The sequence below is a fragment of the Pseudomonas grandcourensis genome (assembly GCF_039909015.1).
GTDB lineage: Bacteria > Pseudomonadota > Gammaproteobacteria > Pseudomonadales > Pseudomonadaceae > Aquipseudomonas > Aquipseudomonas grandcourensis.
The window spans coordinates 5,019,486-5,038,424 of record NZ_CP150919.1 but is presented as its reverse complement, the minus strand read 5'-3'; the positions used below and the strand labels follow the sequence as shown (position 1 = coordinate 5,038,424).

Below are 18,939 nucleotides of genomic sequence, written 5' to 3'. Positions count from 1 at the left end.
TTGCTTCCTTCAGAAAGACGGTGTTCACCCTGCTTTACTCAATTAGCTCCAGTGAGGTCGATGGGCTTTATCGCGGCGGTTGTGGACGACCGAATACCGCCGGCACCTCTCATAGGCCTCAACACTTGTAGGTTGATCCGTGGGCGGTAACGTTTGACCGGTTCGCGGGTAGCGCTTGATGTCGTGCCGTGTCCGGCCCATCCCGCCGGTGGGTAGTGATAATTGCTGATCCGCCAAGGCAGGCAATTTACCAGTTACCCATTCGCACACCCTATACCTGGCGCAAATGCGCAGTCCTATTACACGGCCTGTGTGTGCATCGAAAAATCTTAGGACTTGCAGACATCCACTCACAGGTTTGTCGACACGAATGTCGGGCAGCCATATCGACAGCGGTTTTACCCTGACCTTCATCCCGAGTGCGCGCAGTAGGTAGCTGTACACCCGATGTTTGGGATCGCGAGAAAAATCCTCCACGAACACGAAGCTGTCCCGGCGAAACAAATTCAGGTTGGGGGGCGTGCTGGCCTGTCGAGAGGGATAGGCGCCGTGATGGAGGTTGGCCAGCGACAGCGTTGTTCGCAAAGGAAAGGCGGGGTGCCCATGCGCTTCGTCGCGCTCAGGTTGCATGATTGTTGGGAGCAGAAAGATCGACAGCAGGGGCAGCAGGCGAGGCGAGCTAAAAGCCGATTCTGCACTGGCGCGACGTGCAGTCGCTTCGCTTCGTAAACGATACCGATCAAGTATGGTACTCATGATGGTGGCGCTCTCGGCACGTGACAGAGGTCTGCTGATTTTTGCGTTGTTAACATTATTCAACACCACTCTTGACCGCGGCGCCACGTCCTAAAATTTGTCTAACTATCCCCTTGAGACGGCTGGTCTTAACGCCGTGTTATCAACGCATGTTGTGATTTCTGCCGGGGCGCACGTTCTCTTTGGCCAGCGGTGTGCTTCACTGCAGGTGTTTGAAGCGGAAAAGGGGTGCGGTGTGATGCCTGGTTCATCGCTGGTCGGCCAATTGAGAGGCCGCGTAGTTGCTCACAGTCTGTGTAATTGCTTTGGATGTCGGCACGACGGACCCGCATTGGAGCGATGTGGCTGCGCGTGGACACACCAGCATCATCCAAAGATAAGCCCGACCCGTAACAACAAGTGGCCGCGATTACTGACAGGCAGTGAGCTTCGTCAGACCTGTTTGAACGAACTACTGGTGGACTTTCCGTCTCTGCATTCCGTGCTAAATGATCCGTTGTGGGTCGTCCTGAGCAGGCTCTGGGATAAGCGGCGCCATACCGACCATTTGGCACAGTCTCTGTACTTGGAGAACGGCTACCGACTTCCGGCGCTTGGCCCCGTCCTGATGCGTCGCCTGTGTGTCTGCCCCGACTGGCACAACTTGGGATTTGTCCTCGCCCTATTGGGCTCGACCTGCAGACAATTCAAAGCCCACCTTCATTGGTTGCGCACGCATTTCCTCAATTACCTGCTCCTGGTGTGCATGACTGAACCAGGATGCTTCGTCCGTGAGCCGCTGTACGAGTTGCTCAATGAATTGTATAGGCGCGGTTTGTTTGAGCCCATTGATGATTGGCCATCCGACTTTGCCGCTTTCGACCAGGCTTGCCAAGAGTTCAACCGCTACGCTGACTGGCTGCGCTATCGCGGCTGGATATCCGGTTGGGACCTCTACGCCTGTACCCTTTTTCAGCATTGCTGGCCGGACGAAGCATGGCAGCGACGGAACGTCTCGGCGCTGGTCGGTCCGCCGGCGCCCTTTGAACGGTCAACGCGGCAGGCGAAGTTTGTGGAGGCTGCGCTTAAGGGCCACCGACGTGATCGTTTTGCAATGGGTGAATGGCCTGATGTTTCCGATTCACTACCGGTCGAGCCTGTGCCCGTTGCAGCGGGCTCCAGCTAGGGGTGGTCTGGGAGCAACGCTAGCTGTCATCGGTGGCCGAGGGTGGTGGTGTCGATTGGCTGAGCAAGTCCTGCAAGCGCTCGATCTGTTGCCGCTGGAACCGCAGCTCGCGAAGGTTCTGCCGTTCCGTGAGCACCTGACGCTTGACCCGTTCGCGCAGGCCGGCGTGTTCGGTGGTCAACGCTTGGACCTGCGCCTGCGCGCTCTGCTCGCGGACTTCCGCATCCTGGTTTTGTTGTCGCAAGTGCAGCAGTGCACGTTCACGTTGGCGATCTTGCTGACCCTGGTGGCGCAGTTCACCGACCAGCCGTTCGTTGTCCTGGAATAGGCGGGCGAGTTCATCCTGCTTGTCCGAAAGACTGATACGTAGTGCCCGCAACTCGTGTTGCAACTGCTGAAGCTGCGCGTCGTGTCGCTGGGTTTCCTGCTCCCGCTGGGACAGATGCTGTAGGCGAAAGTGCTTCAGCGCTTCACGTGCTTGGCGGTGCTTGTCCTCCAGCGACTGGAGGTGCGTCGTCCGTTCGACCAACAGTTGGTTCAGGTCGTGTTCCAGCTGGCCCAAGCGTTGACATTCGCCGTCCGCTTGGCGCAGTTGTTCCTGGAGTGTTCGTTCGTGCTCGCGCAGGGCCTGCAATTCACGATCGAGGCCGGCGTAAGCGCTCTGTAGGTGATCGAGTTGCGCCTGGTGCTGCAACCGCTGCTGCTCATACGCCGAACGATCCCGCTGCAGGCGCTGGCGATCCTCGGCGACCGCCTGTTCGGCAAGCACGGTGAGGCGAGCGCTTAAACCGGCGACAAAGCTGTGCAGTTCCTCGTCGGGGGTGGGCGGCTGCGCCTGCTCTCGGGCGCCGAGCTCCTTCAGGTAGCGCTGAATGGTGCTCTTCGAACCGGTGTTGCCCAGCTCCACGCGCACCGCGTCGATGCTGGGGTGTTGGCCGCGGGCGAGCAGCGCTTCGCGGGCGATTTGCACCACGGCCTTGTTGATGCCTCCGCGTGACATGGCCTGACTCCGACGATTTCGTACTGGTTTACGGAGTATGCAATTACAGCTGTAACCCTGCCTTTGGGACGGCAGGAATTCGGACGGACTGGCGTTCGAGAATGCTGAATTCTTGAACGTGATAAGCCTTTATCGGCGAAGTCTTCCAGAAAGGCGCTATGCGGGAGATAGGGTGAGCGATTCAGCCGAGCGGTACCTGCAAGCGGCGCGACGCGACAGCACTCTGCGCCGCTATGCGCAAGCCGTTGAACACTTTGAAGCGGAGTGGGGCGGGGTGCTGCCAGCTTCCAGTGAAAGTATCGTGCGCTACCTGGCAGCCTATGGTGCAGAGTTGGCCAGTAACACCCTACGCATTCATCTAGCCGCATTGGCTCAGTGGCATCAGCAGCACGGCTTCGCCGACCCGACCAAGGCGTCGCGGGTGCGCGATGTCTTGCGCGGTATTCAGGCGCTGCATCCGCAACCTATCAAGCAGGCGGAAGTGCTGCAGTTACAGCGGCTGGAAGCATGCATTGAGGGGTTGGACCAGCAATTGACCTCGGATCAATTAGCGGTGCGGTTGCGCACGGCGCGGGACAAGACGTTGCTCCTGATAGGCTTTTGGCGAGCGCTGCGTGGCGACGAACTGTGCAGGCTGCGTGTCGAGCATATTCAGTTGCGCGAAGGGCAAGAGTTGAAAATCTTCCTCGCAAGCAGCAAGACCGATCGCGATCACCGCGGCGTTACCTTGGTAGTACCGGCCCTGAAGCGACTCTGCCCGGTGGATGCCTACCAGCACTGGCTTGCGGTCAGCGGCATCGACCAAGGGCCCGTGTTTCGCGCCATCGATCGCTGGGGCCACCTGGCGGAGGGGCGAGTTAATCCGAACAGTATCTCGCGTATTTTGCGTATGGCATTTGTGCGCAGCGGTGTGGCTGGCGAGGGTTACACCGCGCATTCGCTGCGCCGCGGTTTTGCTACCTGGGCCAGTCGCAACCAGTGGAGCAGCAAGGCGTTGATGGAGTATGTGGGCTGGCGAGATGTGCAGTCGGCAGCACGCTACATTGAGGCCGATGCTCCATTCGGCGACTGGGCTCGTTGAGCGCGCCGTCTACCAAAGAGTTCGACCAGTGGGGAGGGGCAAAGGTGCAGTGCTATGACGGATTCCAGGAGGGCGATTTCGACGGCATTGCTTCGCCGAATGGCTAGTCGTAAGCCGCCATACTCGGTGAGCCGAGGATGGAAGGCCTGCAGTTTTGGTTGTGAAACTGGCCGGTCGCTCACTAAGTTTTTTTAACGCCTGTAAACCGCTTTTTTGATCTGTAAATCAGTGAGGTTAACAACTCAAAAAAGTGGTTTACAGCATCGCTATTTTCATCCGATTGCTCTTTTCCTACCGTCAGAAAGTCTGAGTGAAACGTCCTTGTTCTCTTGGCCGACCGCTTTTGGCCTTTTGCATACATTCATGATAGGCAGCAATCGGCCAGAAGCAGCCGCTGGACAGACTAGTGGCAAATAGGTAGCGTCGACCTTCTGCGCTGAATCTTTACCGCAGCTGAGCTTGGCGTCATCCATGTCGCGTTTCTCCCTGGGATATGTCGCGTTTGCTGCGATTCCCTACAGGCTAGACAAGGGCTTGTAGGACGACAAGGAACGTTTACGACACGCCATCGCGACAAAAAACGCGACATGGCATGTCGCCTAATAGTAGTTAGACGCCAAATCAAAATCGAGGCAACCTTGGAATTTTGCGAATACATCACGCCAGATTGGATTTCATCCTTGGCATCAGTTGTTGCAGCATTCGGCGTATTTTTAGCCTTTTGGCAATTGCGAATATCGAAGAACATTGCGCAACTCGAATTTGAAGATGGTCTTGCAAAAGAGTACAGAGAGCTTGCAGCCAACATCCCGACAAAAGCGTTGTTAGGCGTAGAGCTTTCTGATGAGGAATTTCAAAAATCTTTCGATGAGCTTTATAGATACATAGACTTAACCAACGAACAAATATCTTTAAGGCAGCGCGGCCGTATCAACAAGGAAGCATGGATGAATTGGCTATCTGGAATAAAGTCAAACCTTGATCTTCCTCCGTTCAAACGTGCTTGGAGCGAGATCAAGGGGAAATCCAAGAGTTTTCAGGAGCTTCGTCGCCTGGAAAGTGAAAATTTTGAGCTTGACCCTAAGTCTTGGAGTTAACGTCTAACTAGCGGTTCAAGGCCGTTCGCTTCGCTCACTCTGGACGGGATAAAGCCCGCCTTAACCTATCGTTATGCACAGGCGCGCAAGGTAATCGCATGACAAATAGTTGGAATATCCCACACTGGCTTGAAAAAGAAGTCCGCGAAAGGGATAAACAGTGCGTGTACTGCGGTGAAAACTTCACGCCAGCCAGCGTTTCAAAAAAAACGTGCGCGAGTTGGGAGCACATAATAAATGACGCTAAAATAATCACGCGAGAGAATATTGCACTCTGCTGCTGCTCTTGTAATGCCAGCAAGGGGCAGAAAAAATTATCGACCTGGCTGCAATCTAAGTACTGCCTTGATCGCGACATCGCTAAAGAAGCCGTCGCGCCAATAATCCAGAAAGCAATTGAAAGCGGGCAGTAGTATGTGCATAACAATGCGGTCAAATTGTTCGCTTCGTTCACTGGGACCGGATAAAGCCGGCCCTTTAGCTTAATCGTTATGAATGTCTGCAAAGGGTCGGTTGCTGTCAGTATTGCAAGACCGGAACCGATCCATTGAGGCTCCTCGGGCTCGTCACAAATTCGTCTTCCAAGCGAAAAAATCACCGCCATAATGCCACCCACCACATCTGATAAATAGGTAGATTATTTTGAAAGCCGAAGAGCCACGAGTCACGGTTAGGCTGCTAGCACAAGGTGAGTCCCTTGACGGTAACGAGCGCGGCCTTGTGCTGGACAACGTCGAACCTAATCCTCTCAAACTTGATGACTGGCTAACCTATAAAGACAAAGAAGGCCTGCCAGTACAAATAAGAGGGCGCGTTACCGCAGACTCCACCACCGAAGATGGTTCCATCCCCCCCATTGGAGAGTGGGTAAATGTATCTCTAACCTTGGAGCCAGTGGTTGAAAACGACTGTATATGCCTAGTCAGAGGAGGATGGGTTCCGCTCTTTTACTCTCTCGCAAATGCCAACATCATCGCAGACAGGAATATCATCTCTGAAATAAACACTCGATTCAGTGGGGGGCAATTGAGCCCTCCAGAAAGGGACAGGAACGACTTCATAGATTTCATGGCAGACACTAAATGTGGATGCACTTTAAACACATTGGCTTTCGCACTTGAAGGAAACAGGCAAGAGCTTCCTAGTCTTGAGATTATTATTGAGCAGTATAATTCCGCGTTAAAAATACTGAATCAATCTTTGCCGCACATCAAAACATGGCCGACTCCCGAGGTTGACATGGCACAAACCGAAGCCCTACTTAATGGCTATCGTGGATACTTCATCCAAGGAATGGAATTTCTTGAAGAAGTTGCGCCATTACTGATGAATACACCAAGTAAAAGTAAAAAACATAAACTTTGGAGGGATATTTTAACAGCAGCACAAAAAACTGGAGTATCTCCCCAGCACATCTGCGTGGCTGCTTCAATTAGCGCGGCTAGCGCTGGCCAGAATTTTAATCCAGCTAAACGCATTATCAAACCCAAGCCCACCTACAAAAAAAAGGACGCGTACAATGCAATGTATGATTTTTTCTTATTATTTCTCCTGGATACATTCCAAGAAGAGCATCCTGAGTCTAGGTCTGTGCTGCTAACCAGAGACAAACAGCTGGCCATGTTCTGGATGGGGATGAATGTAGTTACCACCCAGCGTGATAGCGACAGCATCAAACGGAAGCACGTAGGTTTTCATCCTAAGCTTCTACCATTTGAAGACGAAGATTTTTTTATCCTTCAAGAAATATTTGGAGCGGACAACATACAGAGTGAGTCGCCTCTGATGGCATAGCGGACTTCTACCGGTCGCTTCTAGCCGTATTCTGCCTGTCACGACAAGCCGGTTTTGGTCAATTTTGATAAGTCGCGACAGGCAGATATCGACCCAGGCTGTGTGAAAACGCACTGAGTACGTCGATAACGGAGAGTTGCGTGCGTTGCCTGCGAAACAGCAGACGGAAGCGCGAATTACCTTAGTCAGCTACATAGGTGTTCGTAAATGCGGTTTGGGTCGCGCCAGCGGCCCAAATCGCTACTAACGGGCGAGCAAGCGGCTAGACTCACGCCCTGATCGCTTCAAGCAATCCTGCGATGCCGAAGATGCTCATCATTCGCTTGAGGTTGTAGGCGAGCACATGAAGGCTCATCTCGGTGCTTACCCTCGGCAGGGTTTTGGTCAGGAAGTGGGTACTTCCCATCCAGTATTTGAGCGTTCCAAAAGGATGTTCAACGGTCTGGCGGCGACGCCTCATCATCGTTGGATCATGATCCAGCCGAGCCTGCATTGCATCGACTACGGCTTCATGTTCCCAGCGCTTTACCCGGCGCTCTTTACCCGTGGTGCATTGCTTTTGCATTGCGCAGGACTGGCAGCCCGAGAAGTAGTAACAATGCAATAACATGCCGTCTTCCACCGACGAATACCGCCGGGTCAGTAACTGTCCCGCAGGGCATCGATACTCGTCCGATGCAGCAACGTAGATGAAGTCCTGCTTGCCAAATCGGCCTTCGGCTTTGCTGCCCGATGTCAGGGGTTTCGGTACGAAGGTAGTGATGCCGGCTTGCTCGCAAGCAAGGATTTCCAGACCTTTGTAATAGCCTCGGTCGGCCACCACCGTTAGCGATTCAGCCTCGATTTCTTCACGCGCCTGGTTCGCCATATTGCTCAGTTGCCCACGATCATTACCAACATTGGTCACCTCATGGGCAATGATCAGATGGTGTTTGTCGTCGACAGCTGTTTGGACGTTGTAACCAACCGTTCCGGTGCCTCGGCCGCTCGTGGCCATTGAGCGTGCATCTGGATCGGTAAGAGAGATTTGCTGGTCTGGACTGTCGTGGAGCTGCGCCTCGATGTCCTTGAGTTTCTGCATCTGCTTTTTCAGCGTTTCTATCTTTTCTTTCAACCGCTCGGCCTTGGCCTCGGCTACTTCGGGTGTTGCCCGATCCGCCGAATCCATCGCCGTTAGATAACGGTCAATGCTCTGTTCGATCTGCTGCATGCGTGCCTTCACTTTGCCCTGGGTGAAGTTACGGTCGCGATTATTGACGGCTTTGAATTTGCTGCCATCGATGGCGATGATTGATTGGGAGAAGAGATTGAGGTTGCGACAAAGCACTACGAATTGCCGGCAGACGCTGCGAATGGCTTTGCCGTTGTTTTTGCGAAAGTCGGCAATGGTTTTGAAGTCCGGAGCCAAACGTCCCGTCAGCCACATCAACTCGACATTGCGCTCGGCCTCCCGTTCCAGCCGGCGGCTGGACTGAATCCGATTCAGGTAGCCGTAGATATAGATCTTCAGCAAGATCGCTGGATGGTAGGCCGGACGCCCCGTTGCAGCAGGATCAACACCTTCAAACCCAAGTGCACCCAGGTCGAGTTCATCGACGAAAACGTCGACCACTCGCACTGGATTTTCTTCGGCTACGTAATCGTCCAAGCACTCAGGCAGCAACGTGACTTGCGTCCGAGCCTCACCTTCAATGAATCGCTTCATGATCGCCCCCAATACGATCTAGACGATCAGAAGGTTAGACAAACACTGGCGTTTTCACACAGCCTGGACCCATAGCAGCCAGTGAGCATTCGCTGAAGTTGGTCGTTCGCTGCCTGTCGCGATGTGCAGTTGCCGCCCCCCTATTTCAGATACTCGAGTAGCGTTCAAACTCCATATCTTATTTTTTGAAATAGGGGGCATGAATCAAAACGGAATCTTCAGCGGGAAAACTCCCTACTGTTTAAAAAAACAACGGGAATACCAGAAAAGCGCAGCTGAAAAACTCAGCGCTCGATGTGATCGCATACCTGGCCAACTGCGAAAATGTTTGAACCTGAATGACTCTCTAGTCCTCAAGAGCCGACTGAGACAGCGCGCATCAAGATACTTTCCTTCATGCGATCAACCTTCAGTTGACAGATCAACTCTCCAACGGGCTTCAAAAAATCCAGCACATAAACCAAAGCCGAATATTCCTTCCCCACCGGTCGGAGCGTGGGTGAAGCCTGAATGATTAGGCCGCATTCATGCTGCGATGCGTGTCGATCAGCCGCATTACCACACCCGGATCGGCCAGGGTGGAGATATCGCCCAATCCATCGTACTCAGCGGCGGCAATCTTGCGCAGAATCCGACGCATGATCTTGCCCGAACGGGTTTTCGGCAGCCCTGGCGCCCACTGGATCACATCCGGCGAAGCAATCGGACCAATCTCCTTACGCACCCAGTTTTTCAGTTCCAGACGCAGCTGCTCGGTCGGCTCTTCGCCATTTTTCAAAGTGACGTAGACGTAAATGCCCTGCCCCTTGATGTCATGCGGCACACCGACCACCGCCGCTTCGGCGACTTTCGGGTGCGCGACCATCGCGCTTTCGATCTCGGCGGTGCCCATGCGGTGGCCGGACACGTTGAGCACGTCATCCACGCGGCCGGTGATCCAGTAGTAACCATCCTCATCACGACGCGCGCCGTCACCGGTGAAATACATGCCGCGGAAGGTCTTGAAGTAGGTATCGACGAAACGGTCATGGTCGCCGTACAGGGTACGGGCCTGACCCGGCCACGAATTGAGAATCACCAGGTTGCCCTCGGCAACGCCCTCGATGATGTTACCGAGGTTGTCCACCAGCGCTGGCACCACACCGAAGAATGGACGAGTGGCCGATCCCGGCTTGAGCGCGATGGCACCTGGCAATGGGCTGATCAGCACACCACCGGTTTCGGTCTGCCACCAGGTGTCGACGATGGGGCAACGCTGTTGGCCTATCGTGTTGTAGTACCAATTCCAGGCTTCCGGGTTGATTGGCTCGCCGACCGAACCCAGCAGGCGCAGGCTGCTGCCGTCAGCGCCTTCAACCGCCGCCGTGCCCGACGCCATCATCGCGCGGATCGCCGTCGGCGCGGTGTAGAGGATGTTGACCTTGTGCTTGTCGACGATCTTCGCCACCCGGGTGATGTCCGGATAGTTCGGCACGCCTTCAAACAGCAGCGTGGTCGCGCCATTCGCCAGCGGGCCGTAGACGATGTAACTGTGGCCGGTGACCCAGCCAACGTCGGCGGTGCACCAGTAGATTTCGCCCGGACGGTAGTCGAACACGCGCTCGTGGGTCATCGCCGCATACAACAAGTAACCGCCGGTGGTGTGCTGCACACCCTTCGGCTTGCCGGTCGAACCGGAGGTGTAAAGGATGAACAGTGCTTCTTCGGCGCCCATCTCTTTCGGCGCGCAGACGCTGCCCGCCACTTTCATCAGGTCTTCAAACCAGATGTCGCGATGCTGGTTCCACTTGATGTCGCCACCGGTGCGCTTGCACACGATGACCTTCTGGATGCTGCTGGTTTCCGGGTTGGTCAGCGCGTCGTCGACGTTGGTCTTGAGCGGGATCTTCTTGCCGGCACGAATGCCTTCGTCAGCAGTGATCACCACTTTGGATTTGCAGTCGATGATGCGACCGGCCAGGGCTTCCGGCGAGAAACCACCGAACACCACCGAGTGAATCGCGCCGATCCGGGTGCAGGCCAGCATGGCGACCACGGCTTCGGGGATCATCGGCATATAGATAGTCACCACGTCGCCGCGGTGCACATCCTGGCCGCGCAAGGCGTTGGCGAACTTGCAGACTTGTTCGTGCAGCTCGCGGTAGGTGATGTTGCGGCTTTCGGAAGGGTCATCGCCTTCCCAGATGATCGCGATTTGATCGCCGCGCTCGGCCAGATGACGGTCGAGGCAGTTGTAGGAAACGTTCAGGGTGCCGTCGGCGAACCATTTGATGTCGACATGGTGATCGTCGAAAGACGTCTGCTTCACCGTGGTGAAAGGCTTGATCCAGTCGAGGCGCTTGGCTTGCTCGCGCCAGAAGCCGTCCGGGTTGACGACCGACTGCTGGTACATGGCCTTGTAGGTCGCCTCGTCAGTCAGCGTGTTAGCCAGGACCTCGGGACGAACGGGATACAGGGAAGCCGCACTCATCTTTCTTACCTCGGTGGAATAGTTGTTTTTGTGATCTGTAGCGGGGTTGGGAATACAAACAATCGGGTGATTGCTGAACTCAAATCCGGAAGCGACTGAGCAGTTTGTCTTGCTGGCCGACGTGGTCCACCATCGCTGAGCATTGGTGAACCTGCTTGTCCGCACTGGCGGATACTTCAAGACTGATATCGCGGATGTTCGTCGTGTTGCGATTGATTTCCTCGGTAGTGGTGCTCTGTTGTTCAGCGGCAGCGGCAATCTGCAGGTTCATGTCATTGATGCGAAAAATCGCCTCACGTATCCGTTCGAGCGTTTCATTGGCGGCATTGGCGTCCCCGGCAGTCTTGCTGGCGGTGTCACGGCTTTGCTGCATTCGCACTTGGGCGTGTTTCACACCTGTCTGCAATTGATCAATCATCAGGCGTATTTCCTGAGTGGATTGCTGAGTACGAAAGGCCAGGGAGCGCACCTCGTCAGCCACCACGGCGAAACCGCGTCCCGATTCACCGGCACGTGCCGCCTCGATCGCTGCATTGAGCGCGAGCAGATTGGTTTGGTCGGCAATGCTGGTGATGACCGCCACGATCGATTCGATGCGTTGACTGAGCGTGGACAATTCATTAATCGCATGACCGGTGTCGTCCATTTCGTCAGCCAAGCGCTTGATCGCCCCCGTTGACTTGGAGACCAGGGCCACCCCGTCTGCTGTTTCCTCGGTGGCAACGATGGCCGCCTCGGCAGCGACTTGAGCATTGCGCGCCACGTCCTCGGCTGTCGAGGCCATCTCGGTCATGGCAGTGGCGAGTTGATCCAGTTCCTGTAATTGAATCTGGACGCGGTTGGCGGCCTGATCCGCTTCACATGACGTCGCGGTGGTGCTCGCGCGGACCAGCTGTGAGCTGTTTTTCACATCGCCAATGAGCGCTTTCAGGTTCTGCAGGAACTGATTGAACTCCCCGGCGACCAGCGCAATTTCATCATTGCCGACCACGGGCAATTGACGGGTCAGGTCGCCTTCGCCGCGATTGATGTCGGCCAACGAATCCTTGAGTTGATCCAGAGGGCGCAGTAGCCGCCTAACCCACAGCCCCAGCACCAACAGGCTAAGCAACACACCCAGCCCGGTACCGATGACGGCTCGCCAACTCAGAGTGTGAGCTGCAGCCATGACGATGTCCTGATCCAGGACCACTCCGATGTACCAATCCATGCTCTTGAGATCAGAGAGCGGAATGAAGGACACCAGGAGGGACTTTTCACCGCTACGGACCTCCTGAAGCTGACTGTCGAGGGGCAGGACGTTTCCTGCGAACAGCTGGCTGTAGGGCTTGCCGTTCAATTCAGCGTCCGGGTGGGAAATGATGTTGCCACTTTTACTTAGCAGGAACGCATAACCGGCTCCACCGAAATCTAATGTGTTAATGGCGTCGGCAACCTTGGTCAGGCTGATGTCACCGCCAAATACCCCGAGCACCTGACCTGCGTCGCTGATCCGCGCGACTGTCGAGATTAGAATTTCACCCGTAGTGGAATCTTTGTAGGGTTCGGTTAAAACGGCTTGGTTACTGGCCTTTCCGGTTGCGTACCAAGGGCGGATGCGACCATCATAATCAGGTTTTGGATTCCAGGAGGCCGTGTTCTTGATGGGTTTTCCATCAGACTCAAGGGCGCCAAATACCAACTTGAATTCATCTTTCAGAATGGGCGAATCGATGATTCGCTGGGTCGCCTGCACACTGTACTGACGGTCGATTGTTTGGGATGCCAAATCCATCAGACGTAGTTTGCCGTTCAGCCAGTTTTCGATCTGCCGTGCCACAGCATTGCTCGATTCGGAAATGCCCGCCTCGACCTGGTGACGCAAAATCGTACGTATCTGCTCTACCTGAGCCAACGATAGAAGACTGGTCGTCACGAACAGCACACAAGCAGCCACAAGGCTCACCTTGTAACGGATTTTCATCGAGGACTCCGGAGGGTCTGGCAATTTCGTCGATCTGAGTTCAAGGCATCTCGACAGCAAGGTTTGCGGTCGAGATGCCTGACTCGGTCTGTTACAGCAGCCGTGGCTGAGCTTTAAAAGAAGCCCAGCGGATTGATGTCGTAGCTCACCAGCAGGTTTTTGGTCTGCTGATAGTGATCGAGCATCATCTTGTGGGTTTCACGGCCGACGCCGGACTTTTTGTAACCGCCGAACGCGGCGTGCGCCGGGTATAGGTGGTAGCAGTTGGTCCACACACGACCGGCCTTGATGGCGCGGCCCATGCGATAGGCGCGGTTGATGTCGCGGGTCCACAGGCCGGCACCGAGGCCGAACTCGGTGTCGTTGGCGATGGCCAGGGCTTCGGCTTCGTCCTTGAAGGTGGTGATGCTCACCACCGGGCCAAAGATTTCTTCCTGGAACACGCGCATTTTGTTGGTGCCCTTGAGCAGCGTCGGCTGGATGTAATACCCGGTCGCTAGGTTGCCCTCGAGTTTTTCTATCTTGCCGCCAGTCAGCAGCTCGGCGCCTTCGCCCTTGGCGATTTCCAGGTACGAAAGGATCTTGTCGAATTGCTGCTCAGACGCCTGTGCGCCGACCATGGTGTCGGTGTCCAGCGGGTCGCCACGTTTGATCGACAGGACTTTTTTCATCACGACTTTCATGAAGTCGTCGTAGATCGACTCTTGCACCAGCGCGCGGGACGGGCAGGTGCAGACTTCGCCCTGGTTGAAGAACGCCAGCACCAGGCCTTCGGCGGCTTTTTCGATGAAAGTCGGCTCGGCCTGCATGATGTCTTCGAAGAAGATATTCGGCGACTTGCCACCCAGCTCCACGGTGGACGGAATGATGTTTTCGGCGGCGCATTTCATGATGTGCGAGCCGACCGGGGTCGAGCCGGTGAACGCGATTTTGGCGATGCGTTTGCTGGTGGCCAGCGCTTCGCCGGCTTCTTTGCCGAAGCCTTGCACCACGTTCAGCACGCCCGGCGGCAGCAGGTCGCCGATCAGCTCCATCAGCACGGTAATGCCCAGAGGAGTCTGCTCGGCAGGCTTGAGCACCACGCAGTTACCGGCGGCCAGGGCCGGGGCGAGTTTCCAGGCGGCCATCAGGATCGGGAAGTTCCACGGGATGATCTGCCCGACCACGCCCAGCGGTTCATGGAAGTGATAGGCCGCGGTGTGTTCGTTGATCTCGGCGGAGCTACCTTCCTGGGCGCGGATGCAGCCGGCGTAGTAGCGGAAGTGGTCGGCGGCCAGCGGGATGTCGGCATTCAGCGTTTCCCGCACGGCTTTGCCGTTGTCCCAGGTTTCGGTGACGGCCAGCAGTTCCAGGTTCTGATCGATGCGGTCGGCGATTTTCAGTAGCGCCAAAGAGCGGTCCTGCACCGAGGTCTTGCCCCAGGCATCGGCCGCGGCGTGGGCTGCGTCCAGTGCATTTTCGATGTCTTCAGCGCTGGAACGTGGGAATTCGGCAATCGGTTGGCCATTTACGGGCGAAGTCGTAGTGAAGTACTGACCATTGACCGGCGCGACGAATTCACCGCCGATGTAGTTACCGTATTTGGCTTTGAACGAAACGATGGCACCGGGAGTGCCTGGGTGGGCGTAGTTCATGGTGGTGTGCTCTTGTTGTTTTGGGTTGTGGCCGCCCGTGGACGGCCACTGTCATTTGAACAAGCCTTGCAGGGTCAGGAGCCCTGAGGGGTTTCTCCACGCGCGAGACGGGCATTGATGTCTTCAATGACGGCCGGCAACTCGACGATGGTGTCGATCAGGTAGTGCGGGCGGGAGCCTTCGAACATCTTGACGATGCGCGCACGTTCCTCGGCCAATTCCTCCAGGGACAGATCCTTGAATTCTTCATAAGTCAGGCCCAGTGCATTGCCGGAGCAGGTCAATGCGACCGTCCACATGCCCGCGCTACGGCCTTCGAGAATGCCCGGCCAGGTGTCGTCGACCTTGACGCAGGCCGCCACATCGCTGATGCCCAAGGCAATCACGTTCGCCAAGGCTTGCGCTGGATGTGGACGCCCGTTGGGCACTTCGTCGGTAGCAACCACATGGTCGGTGACATAGCCGTTTTTGCGCGCCAGTTCTACGACTTTTTCCATGACTACGGCCGGGTAGCCTGAGCAGGAGCCGATTTTCAGACCCTTGTCGCGTAAACCATTGATCGTATCGAGAGCACCTGGAATTAGTGCCGAGTGCAGAGCGATCTTTTCGATCTGCAAAGGCATGAAGCGTTCGTAGAGGGCAGTGACGTCATCATCGGTTGGCAAACGGCCGAAGGCGGCTTGGTAGCGTGCGGCGATCTGCGGCTCATTGCACAAGGTGCGGATATGATCCCACTTGCCCATGCCCATCGGGCCACGAGCTTCTTCGAGGGAAACGGCAACGCCGAATTCACCGAACGCTTCAACGAAAATCTGAGTCGGTGCGAATGAACCGAAGTCAACGACGGTGCCCGCCCAGTCCAGGACCACTGCTTGCAGTTGGGAAGGTTGTTTGTAGTGCATGATGATCACTCCAGCATTGGGTAGGTTAGTAGTACTAGTTCAGGGGGTGGTGCCGACGATGACCGGTTGTACCGGCGTCGATACCAATTGCGGGTTTTCCGCTGTTTTCGGACGGCTGTTCCAAAATGGAACCAACATCAGACTGGCCAGTAGTGCTGCGCCGGTGAAGACCAGGAACACGGTGAGGGTGTCGAAGTAACCCGGCAGCAAACCACCGAGGACCGCACCTACCGACCCGCAGCCATTAACGAAACCTGCGGAGGAGGCAGCTCCATCTTTGCTACCGAAGTCAATGGCAGCTGAGCCGCTGATCATCGAATCCGGTCCGTAGAGCGTCAGGCCCATCATGAACAGCAGGCCGACCACCATGTACAGACTGCCGCTCTGCATGGCAGGAACGAAAAGGCCAAGGCAAAGGGTGAGGACAACCAAGCTAAGGACACAGGCCGGTATACGACGAGCGCCGAAGTACTTATCCGATGCGATACCGATGAGGATCGGACCGATCAGACCGGCCAGCTCGAAAGAGGTTGGGACGATGGCGGAGGCCACCTTGCCGATTTCGGGCATGCGTTCGTAGATGATCACCGGACCCCACAGGAGGATGGCGTAGCGCGCGGGCTTGAGCATGAAATAAGCTAGGCCGAGCACCATCACAGTTCGGTTTTTCATTACGATGCGCAAGCCGGCCCACATGCTTTCGCGCGCAACGACGACATTGCTGACGGGTTCAACCTCGATTTCGACAGGAGGCAGACCGACGTCTTCCGGGGTGTTGCGTTGCAGGAAGAAAAACAGCACCGCCACAACCAGCACCACGACAGCGCTGCTAATGAACGCGATGCGCCAGTCGTGGTAAGTGTTGTACGCCCACCAGCCGGCAAACGGCGTGGCCACCAGACCGCCGAAGGCGTAAGAGGTGCACCAGTAACCCAGTACGCGACCCCGTTCGCCAGTGGTGAAAAAACTCCCGACGTTCTTACATAGACCAGACCAACCGGTGGACTGGGCAAGCCCCTGGATTAGCATGCAGGAGACGAAAATCGGCAGGGTAGCGTAGGTCCCCATAAGCAGCGCGGCTAGCGCTGAGATGACAAGTCCGCTAAGTACCACAACCCTGGGACCGAATCGGTCAGAGAAGTTGCCCCAAAGAAACTGTCCCACTGCATATGCGGTTAGATAGAGGGCGTCGAGATTGGCCATCATGGCCTTTTCGAGCATGAAGTTCGGGTCTTCGCCAATACCCAGCTTGGCGACAGAAAACGCCTTGCGGGTAAAGTAGAAGGCGGCATAAGCCAGCCAGGTAATGAGAAAAATTTGCACGCGCCAACGCTGGAGAGATTTCCAGCCGGTTGCGAGAGGGCTTGCAGCGTTCTTGTTCATGGTGTTCTGATCCCGTATGGGTTGCCGTACAGCGCAAAAAGTTGTTTTTGTTTTTGTTTTGGGTGCCACAACCCGGTCCAGGCGAACTGAAAAATTTCAGTAGGCGAGGTTTATGGCTTGTGGCTGCTGGCGTCAGACATCAGATTTTTTGGATAGGCTCTATCGCTGGCTCCTGCTCGACGCTGCCGAGCTGTGAATGACCAGATCCATGGAGAAAAGAGGTCGCCGTAAAGAAGGTGCGATCCCAACACCCGCCCCGACACACCCAGAGTGGCGGCGACCCGAAAGGGGAAATCGGTTAGGTCGCTTCCATTTCCACGCCCATCGCGACGAGGCTGTCAGCGATAGCGCGTAGCAACTGATGGACGATGTGTTCGTCGATCTGGCCGATGCATCCGATGCGGAAACTTTCGGCCACGGTCAACTTGCCTGGGTAGATGATGAATTGGCGGGTCTTAAGCTCATCGTAGAAACGCATGAACTCGAAGTTTGGATGCTCAGGGCAAAAGAACGTGGTGATGATCGGCGATAACCAGCAGTCTTCCAGCAAGGTCCGGAAACCCAGTTCACGCATACCGCTGACCAGGACGTCGCGGTTGCGTGTGTAACGTGCCAGCCGACCATGCACGCCGCCTTCTGCTTGGTGCTGCTCCAAGGCTTTGTGAAAAGCAACGACACTGTGAGTAGGCGGGGTGAAGCGCCACTGGCCGGTGCGCTCCATGTACACCCACTGCTCGTAGAGGTCGAGGGACAGCGAGTTGGCGCGACCTTTGGCGGACTCCAGCACGGAGCGACGGATGATCACGAAGCCGAAGCCGGGGATGCCCTCGATGCACTTGTTGGCCGAGGACACCAGCACGTCAAAGGCGATTTCTTTGACGTTCACCGGCACGGCCCCGAAGGTGCTCATGGCGTCGATGATCAGGCGCTTGCCGTGATCCTTCACCACGTCGGCGATCTCGCGCAGAGGGTTGAGGATGCCGGAGCTGGTTTCGCAGTGAACCACAAAGACGTGGGTCACATCCGGATTGGCGTTGAGCAGCGCGTCCACTTCATCGGGCTGCGGTGGCAGGTAGTCACCCTTGTCCAGAGTGATGTAGGCGCGGTTCAGGTATTCCAGGGTTTTGGTGGCGCGCTGGCCGTAGGCGCCGTTCATCAGCACCAACACTTTGCCGTCACGCGGGATAGCGGTGGCCAGCGCCGCCTCTACCGAGTAGCTGCCGCTGCCTTGCAGAGGCACACACGCAAAGCTGTCGTCCTGCACGCCCGCCATGCCAAGAAGGCTCTGGCGAACTTCGGCGGTGACTTGGTTGAAGGCACCATCCCATGAACCCCAGTCGCGGAGCATGGCTTCCTTGGTGGCTTTGGAAGTGGTCAGTGGACCCGGGGTCAACAGGTAGGGCTCACCCAGGGCTGGCGTTGCCAACGGCTGGGTAATCGGGAATTCAGCTTTGGTCATGATCTTCTCCGGCGGTGTTATTTTTGTGGGGAGTGATGCACGGATTGATAAAAACATCTGGTAATAAATAAGTGAAATCGATTTATCACACTTCAGATAAAAGCTGAGCTTATAAGTTGGATTACATCACCGCTGTAGATCAGCCTCGATCTATCTGTGCGCTCATTTTGGGTGAGTAAGTTCAAATTTCTTCCCATGACGATGCATTTCTAGGACTTACGTACCTGCCCAAGTTGAGCTTGCGATTCGAAGCCACCCCAGAAAATCCCCTTAGCGCTTGAGACGCGGACTCGCTCGGTACGGGATCGAAATAAGTACTTTTCTCCGCTGGTCGTTTGAGTGATAAGCCCCACCGCGTGCACGTTTCGCAGGATTCTGCGGCCGATTTTGTTTCGCTCAGACTTGCTTTAATTGTTGCTGAGAACAGGGGATACACCTCCGTGCTATGCGTTTTTTCCGAGAATTATCGCCAAATATAAGTATTTATATAGTGAAAACCACTGGTTGTTCTTTCTTAGACTGCGCCGAAC

14 protein-coding genes are annotated in these 18,939 nt (G+C 55.7%); 5 read left to right on the top strand and 9 right to left on the bottom strand.

The annotated features are described in order from the left end of the window. Positions 1 to 42 precede the first annotated feature (42 nt). Positions 43 to 819, bottom strand: coding sequence for a hypothetical protein (locus AABM52_RS22430; protein ID WP_347908077.1), 777 nt, complete (start codon positions 817 to 819; stop codon positions 43 to 45). 394 nt (positions 820 to 1,213) lie between these two features. Here AABM52_RS22430 and AABM52_RS22425 point away from each other — a divergent pair, with 394 nt between their 5' ends. Next, positions 1,214 to 1,921 (top strand): hypothetical protein, encoded by a 708-nt coding sequence (locus AABM52_RS22425; RefSeq protein WP_347908076.1) that lies wholly within the window; start codon positions 1,214 to 1,216, stop codon positions 1,919 to 1,921. Positions 1,922 to 1,940: 19 nt separating this feature from the next. Here the strand turns inward: AABM52_RS22425 and AABM52_RS22420 are convergent, their stop codons facing one another. Continuing rightward, positions 1,941 to 2,921: a DNA-binding protein gene (locus tag AABM52_RS22420; RefSeq protein ID WP_347908074.1), complete on the bottom strand. Its 981-nt coding sequence runs from the start codon at positions 2,919 to 2,921 to the stop codon at positions 1,941 to 1,943. A 172-nt stretch (positions 2,922 to 3,093) separates the two neighbouring features. Here AABM52_RS22420 and AABM52_RS22415 point away from each other — a divergent pair, with 172 nt between their 5' ends. The 4 genes from AABM52_RS22415 to AABM52_RS22400 all read left to right on the top strand — a co-directional run bounded on the left by AABM52_RS22415 (position 3,094) and on the right by AABM52_RS22400 (position 6,893). Continuing rightward, a complete protein-coding gene (locus AABM52_RS22415) occupies positions 3,094 to 4,002 on the top strand; it encodes a site-specific integrase (protein ID WP_347908072.1) in 909 nt (302 codons plus the stop codon). 638 nt (positions 4,003 to 4,640) lie between these two features. Next, positions 4,641 to 5,099 carry a hypothetical protein gene (locus tag AABM52_RS22410; RefSeq protein ID WP_347908071.1) on the top strand — a complete coding sequence of 153 codons (459 nt, stop codon included), beginning with the start codon at positions 4,641 to 4,643 and terminating at the stop codon, positions 5,097 to 5,099. A gap of 98 nt (positions 5,100 to 5,197) precedes the next feature. After that, positions 5,198 to 5,512, top strand: a complete 315-nt coding sequence (locus AABM52_RS22405; RefSeq protein ID WP_347908069.1) for a hypothetical protein — start codon at positions 5,198 to 5,200, stop codon at positions 5,510 to 5,512. 229 nt (positions 5,513 to 5,741) lie between these two features. Further along, positions 5,742 to 6,893 carry a hypothetical protein gene (locus AABM52_RS22400; protein ID WP_347908067.1) on the top strand — a complete coding sequence of 384 codons (1,152 nt, stop codon included), beginning with the start codon at positions 5,742 to 5,744 and terminating at the stop codon, positions 6,891 to 6,893. A gap of 268 nt (positions 6,894 to 7,161) precedes the next feature. Here the strand turns inward: AABM52_RS22400 and AABM52_RS22395 are convergent, their stop codons facing one another. The 7 genes from AABM52_RS22395 to AABM52_RS22365 form a co-directional block, all read right to left on the bottom strand. Continuing rightward, entirely contained in the window at positions 7,162 to 8,598 is a 1,437-nt protein-coding gene (locus tag AABM52_RS22395; RefSeq protein WP_347908065.1) for an IS1182 family transposase, read from the bottom strand. A 514-nt stretch (positions 8,599 to 9,112) separates the two neighbouring features. Next, positions 9,113 to 11,068 carry an acetate--CoA ligase gene (gene acs, locus AABM52_RS22390; RefSeq protein WP_347908063.1) on the bottom strand — a complete coding sequence of 652 codons (1,956 nt, stop codon included), beginning with the start codon at positions 11,066 to 11,068 and terminating at the stop codon, positions 9,113 to 9,115. Positions 11,069 to 11,147: 79 nt separating this feature from the next. Beyond that, positions 11,148 to 13,031, bottom strand: a complete 1,884-nt coding sequence (locus tag AABM52_RS22385; protein WP_347908062.1) for a methyl-accepting chemotaxis protein — start codon at positions 13,029 to 13,031, stop codon at positions 11,148 to 11,150. Between the two features lie 113 nt (positions 13,032 to 13,144). Then, on the bottom strand, positions 13,145 to 14,665 hold the full coding sequence (locus AABM52_RS22380; RefSeq protein ID WP_347908059.1) for an aldehyde dehydrogenase family protein: 1,521 nt from the start codon (positions 14,663 to 14,665) through the stop codon (positions 13,145 to 13,147). A gap of 74 nt (positions 14,666 to 14,739) precedes the next feature. Continuing rightward, complete coding sequence (phnX, locus tag AABM52_RS22375; RefSeq protein WP_347908057.1) at positions 14,740 to 15,567, bottom strand: phosphonoacetaldehyde hydrolase; 828 nt, start codon at positions 15,565 to 15,567, stop codon at positions 14,740 to 14,742. A 39-nt stretch (positions 15,568 to 15,606) separates the two neighbouring features. Continuing rightward, on the bottom strand, positions 15,607 to 16,950 hold the full coding sequence (locus AABM52_RS22370; RefSeq protein WP_347908056.1) for an MFS transporter: 1,344 nt from the start codon (positions 16,948 to 16,950) through the stop codon (positions 15,607 to 15,609). A gap of 298 nt (positions 16,951 to 17,248) precedes the next feature. Next, positions 17,249 to 18,409 carry a 2-aminoethylphosphonate--pyruvate transaminase gene (locus AABM52_RS22365; RefSeq protein ID WP_347908054.1) on the bottom strand — a complete coding sequence of 387 codons (1,161 nt, stop codon included), beginning with the start codon at positions 18,407 to 18,409 and terminating at the stop codon, positions 17,249 to 17,251. Positions 18,410 to 18,939: the final 530 nt, after the last annotated feature.

What these genes read in the sequence shown, in the direction of transcription:
- phnX (WP_347908057.1), bottom strand. Translation starts at nt 15,567, where the DNA reads ATGCACTACAAACAACCTTCCCAACTGCAAGCAGTGGTCCTGGACTGG.
- AABM52_RS22405 (WP_347908069.1), top strand. Translation starts at nt 5,198, where the DNA reads ATGACAAATAGTTGGAATATCCCACACTGGCTTGAAAAAGAAGTCCGC.
- AABM52_RS22370 (WP_347908056.1), bottom strand. Translation starts at nt 16,950, where the DNA reads ATGAACAAGAACGCTGCAAGCCCTCTCGCAACCGGCTGGAAATCTCTC.
- acs (WP_347908063.1), bottom strand. Translation starts at nt 11,068, where the DNA reads ATGAGTGCGGCTTCCCTGTATCCCGTTCGTCCCGAGGTCCTGGCTAAC.
- AABM52_RS22420 (WP_347908074.1), bottom strand. Translation starts at nt 2,921, where the DNA reads ATGTCACGCGGAGGCATCAACAAGGCCGTGGTGCAAATCGCCCGCGAA.
- AABM52_RS22380 (WP_347908059.1), bottom strand. Translation starts at nt 14,665, where the DNA reads ATGAACTACGCCCACCCAGGCACTCCCGGTGCCATCGTTTCGTTCAAA.
- AABM52_RS22395 (WP_347908065.1), bottom strand. Translation starts at nt 8,598, where the DNA reads ATGAAGCGATTCATTGAAGGTGAGGCTCGGACGCAAGTCACGTTGCTG.
- AABM52_RS22365 (WP_347908054.1), bottom strand. Translation starts at nt 18,409, where the DNA reads ATGACCAAAGCTGAATTCCCGATTACCCAGCCGTTGGCAACGCCAGCC.
- AABM52_RS22385 (WP_347908062.1), bottom strand. Translation starts at nt 13,031, where the DNA reads ATGAAAATCCGTTACAAGGTGAGCCTTGTGGCTGCTTGTGTGCTGTTC.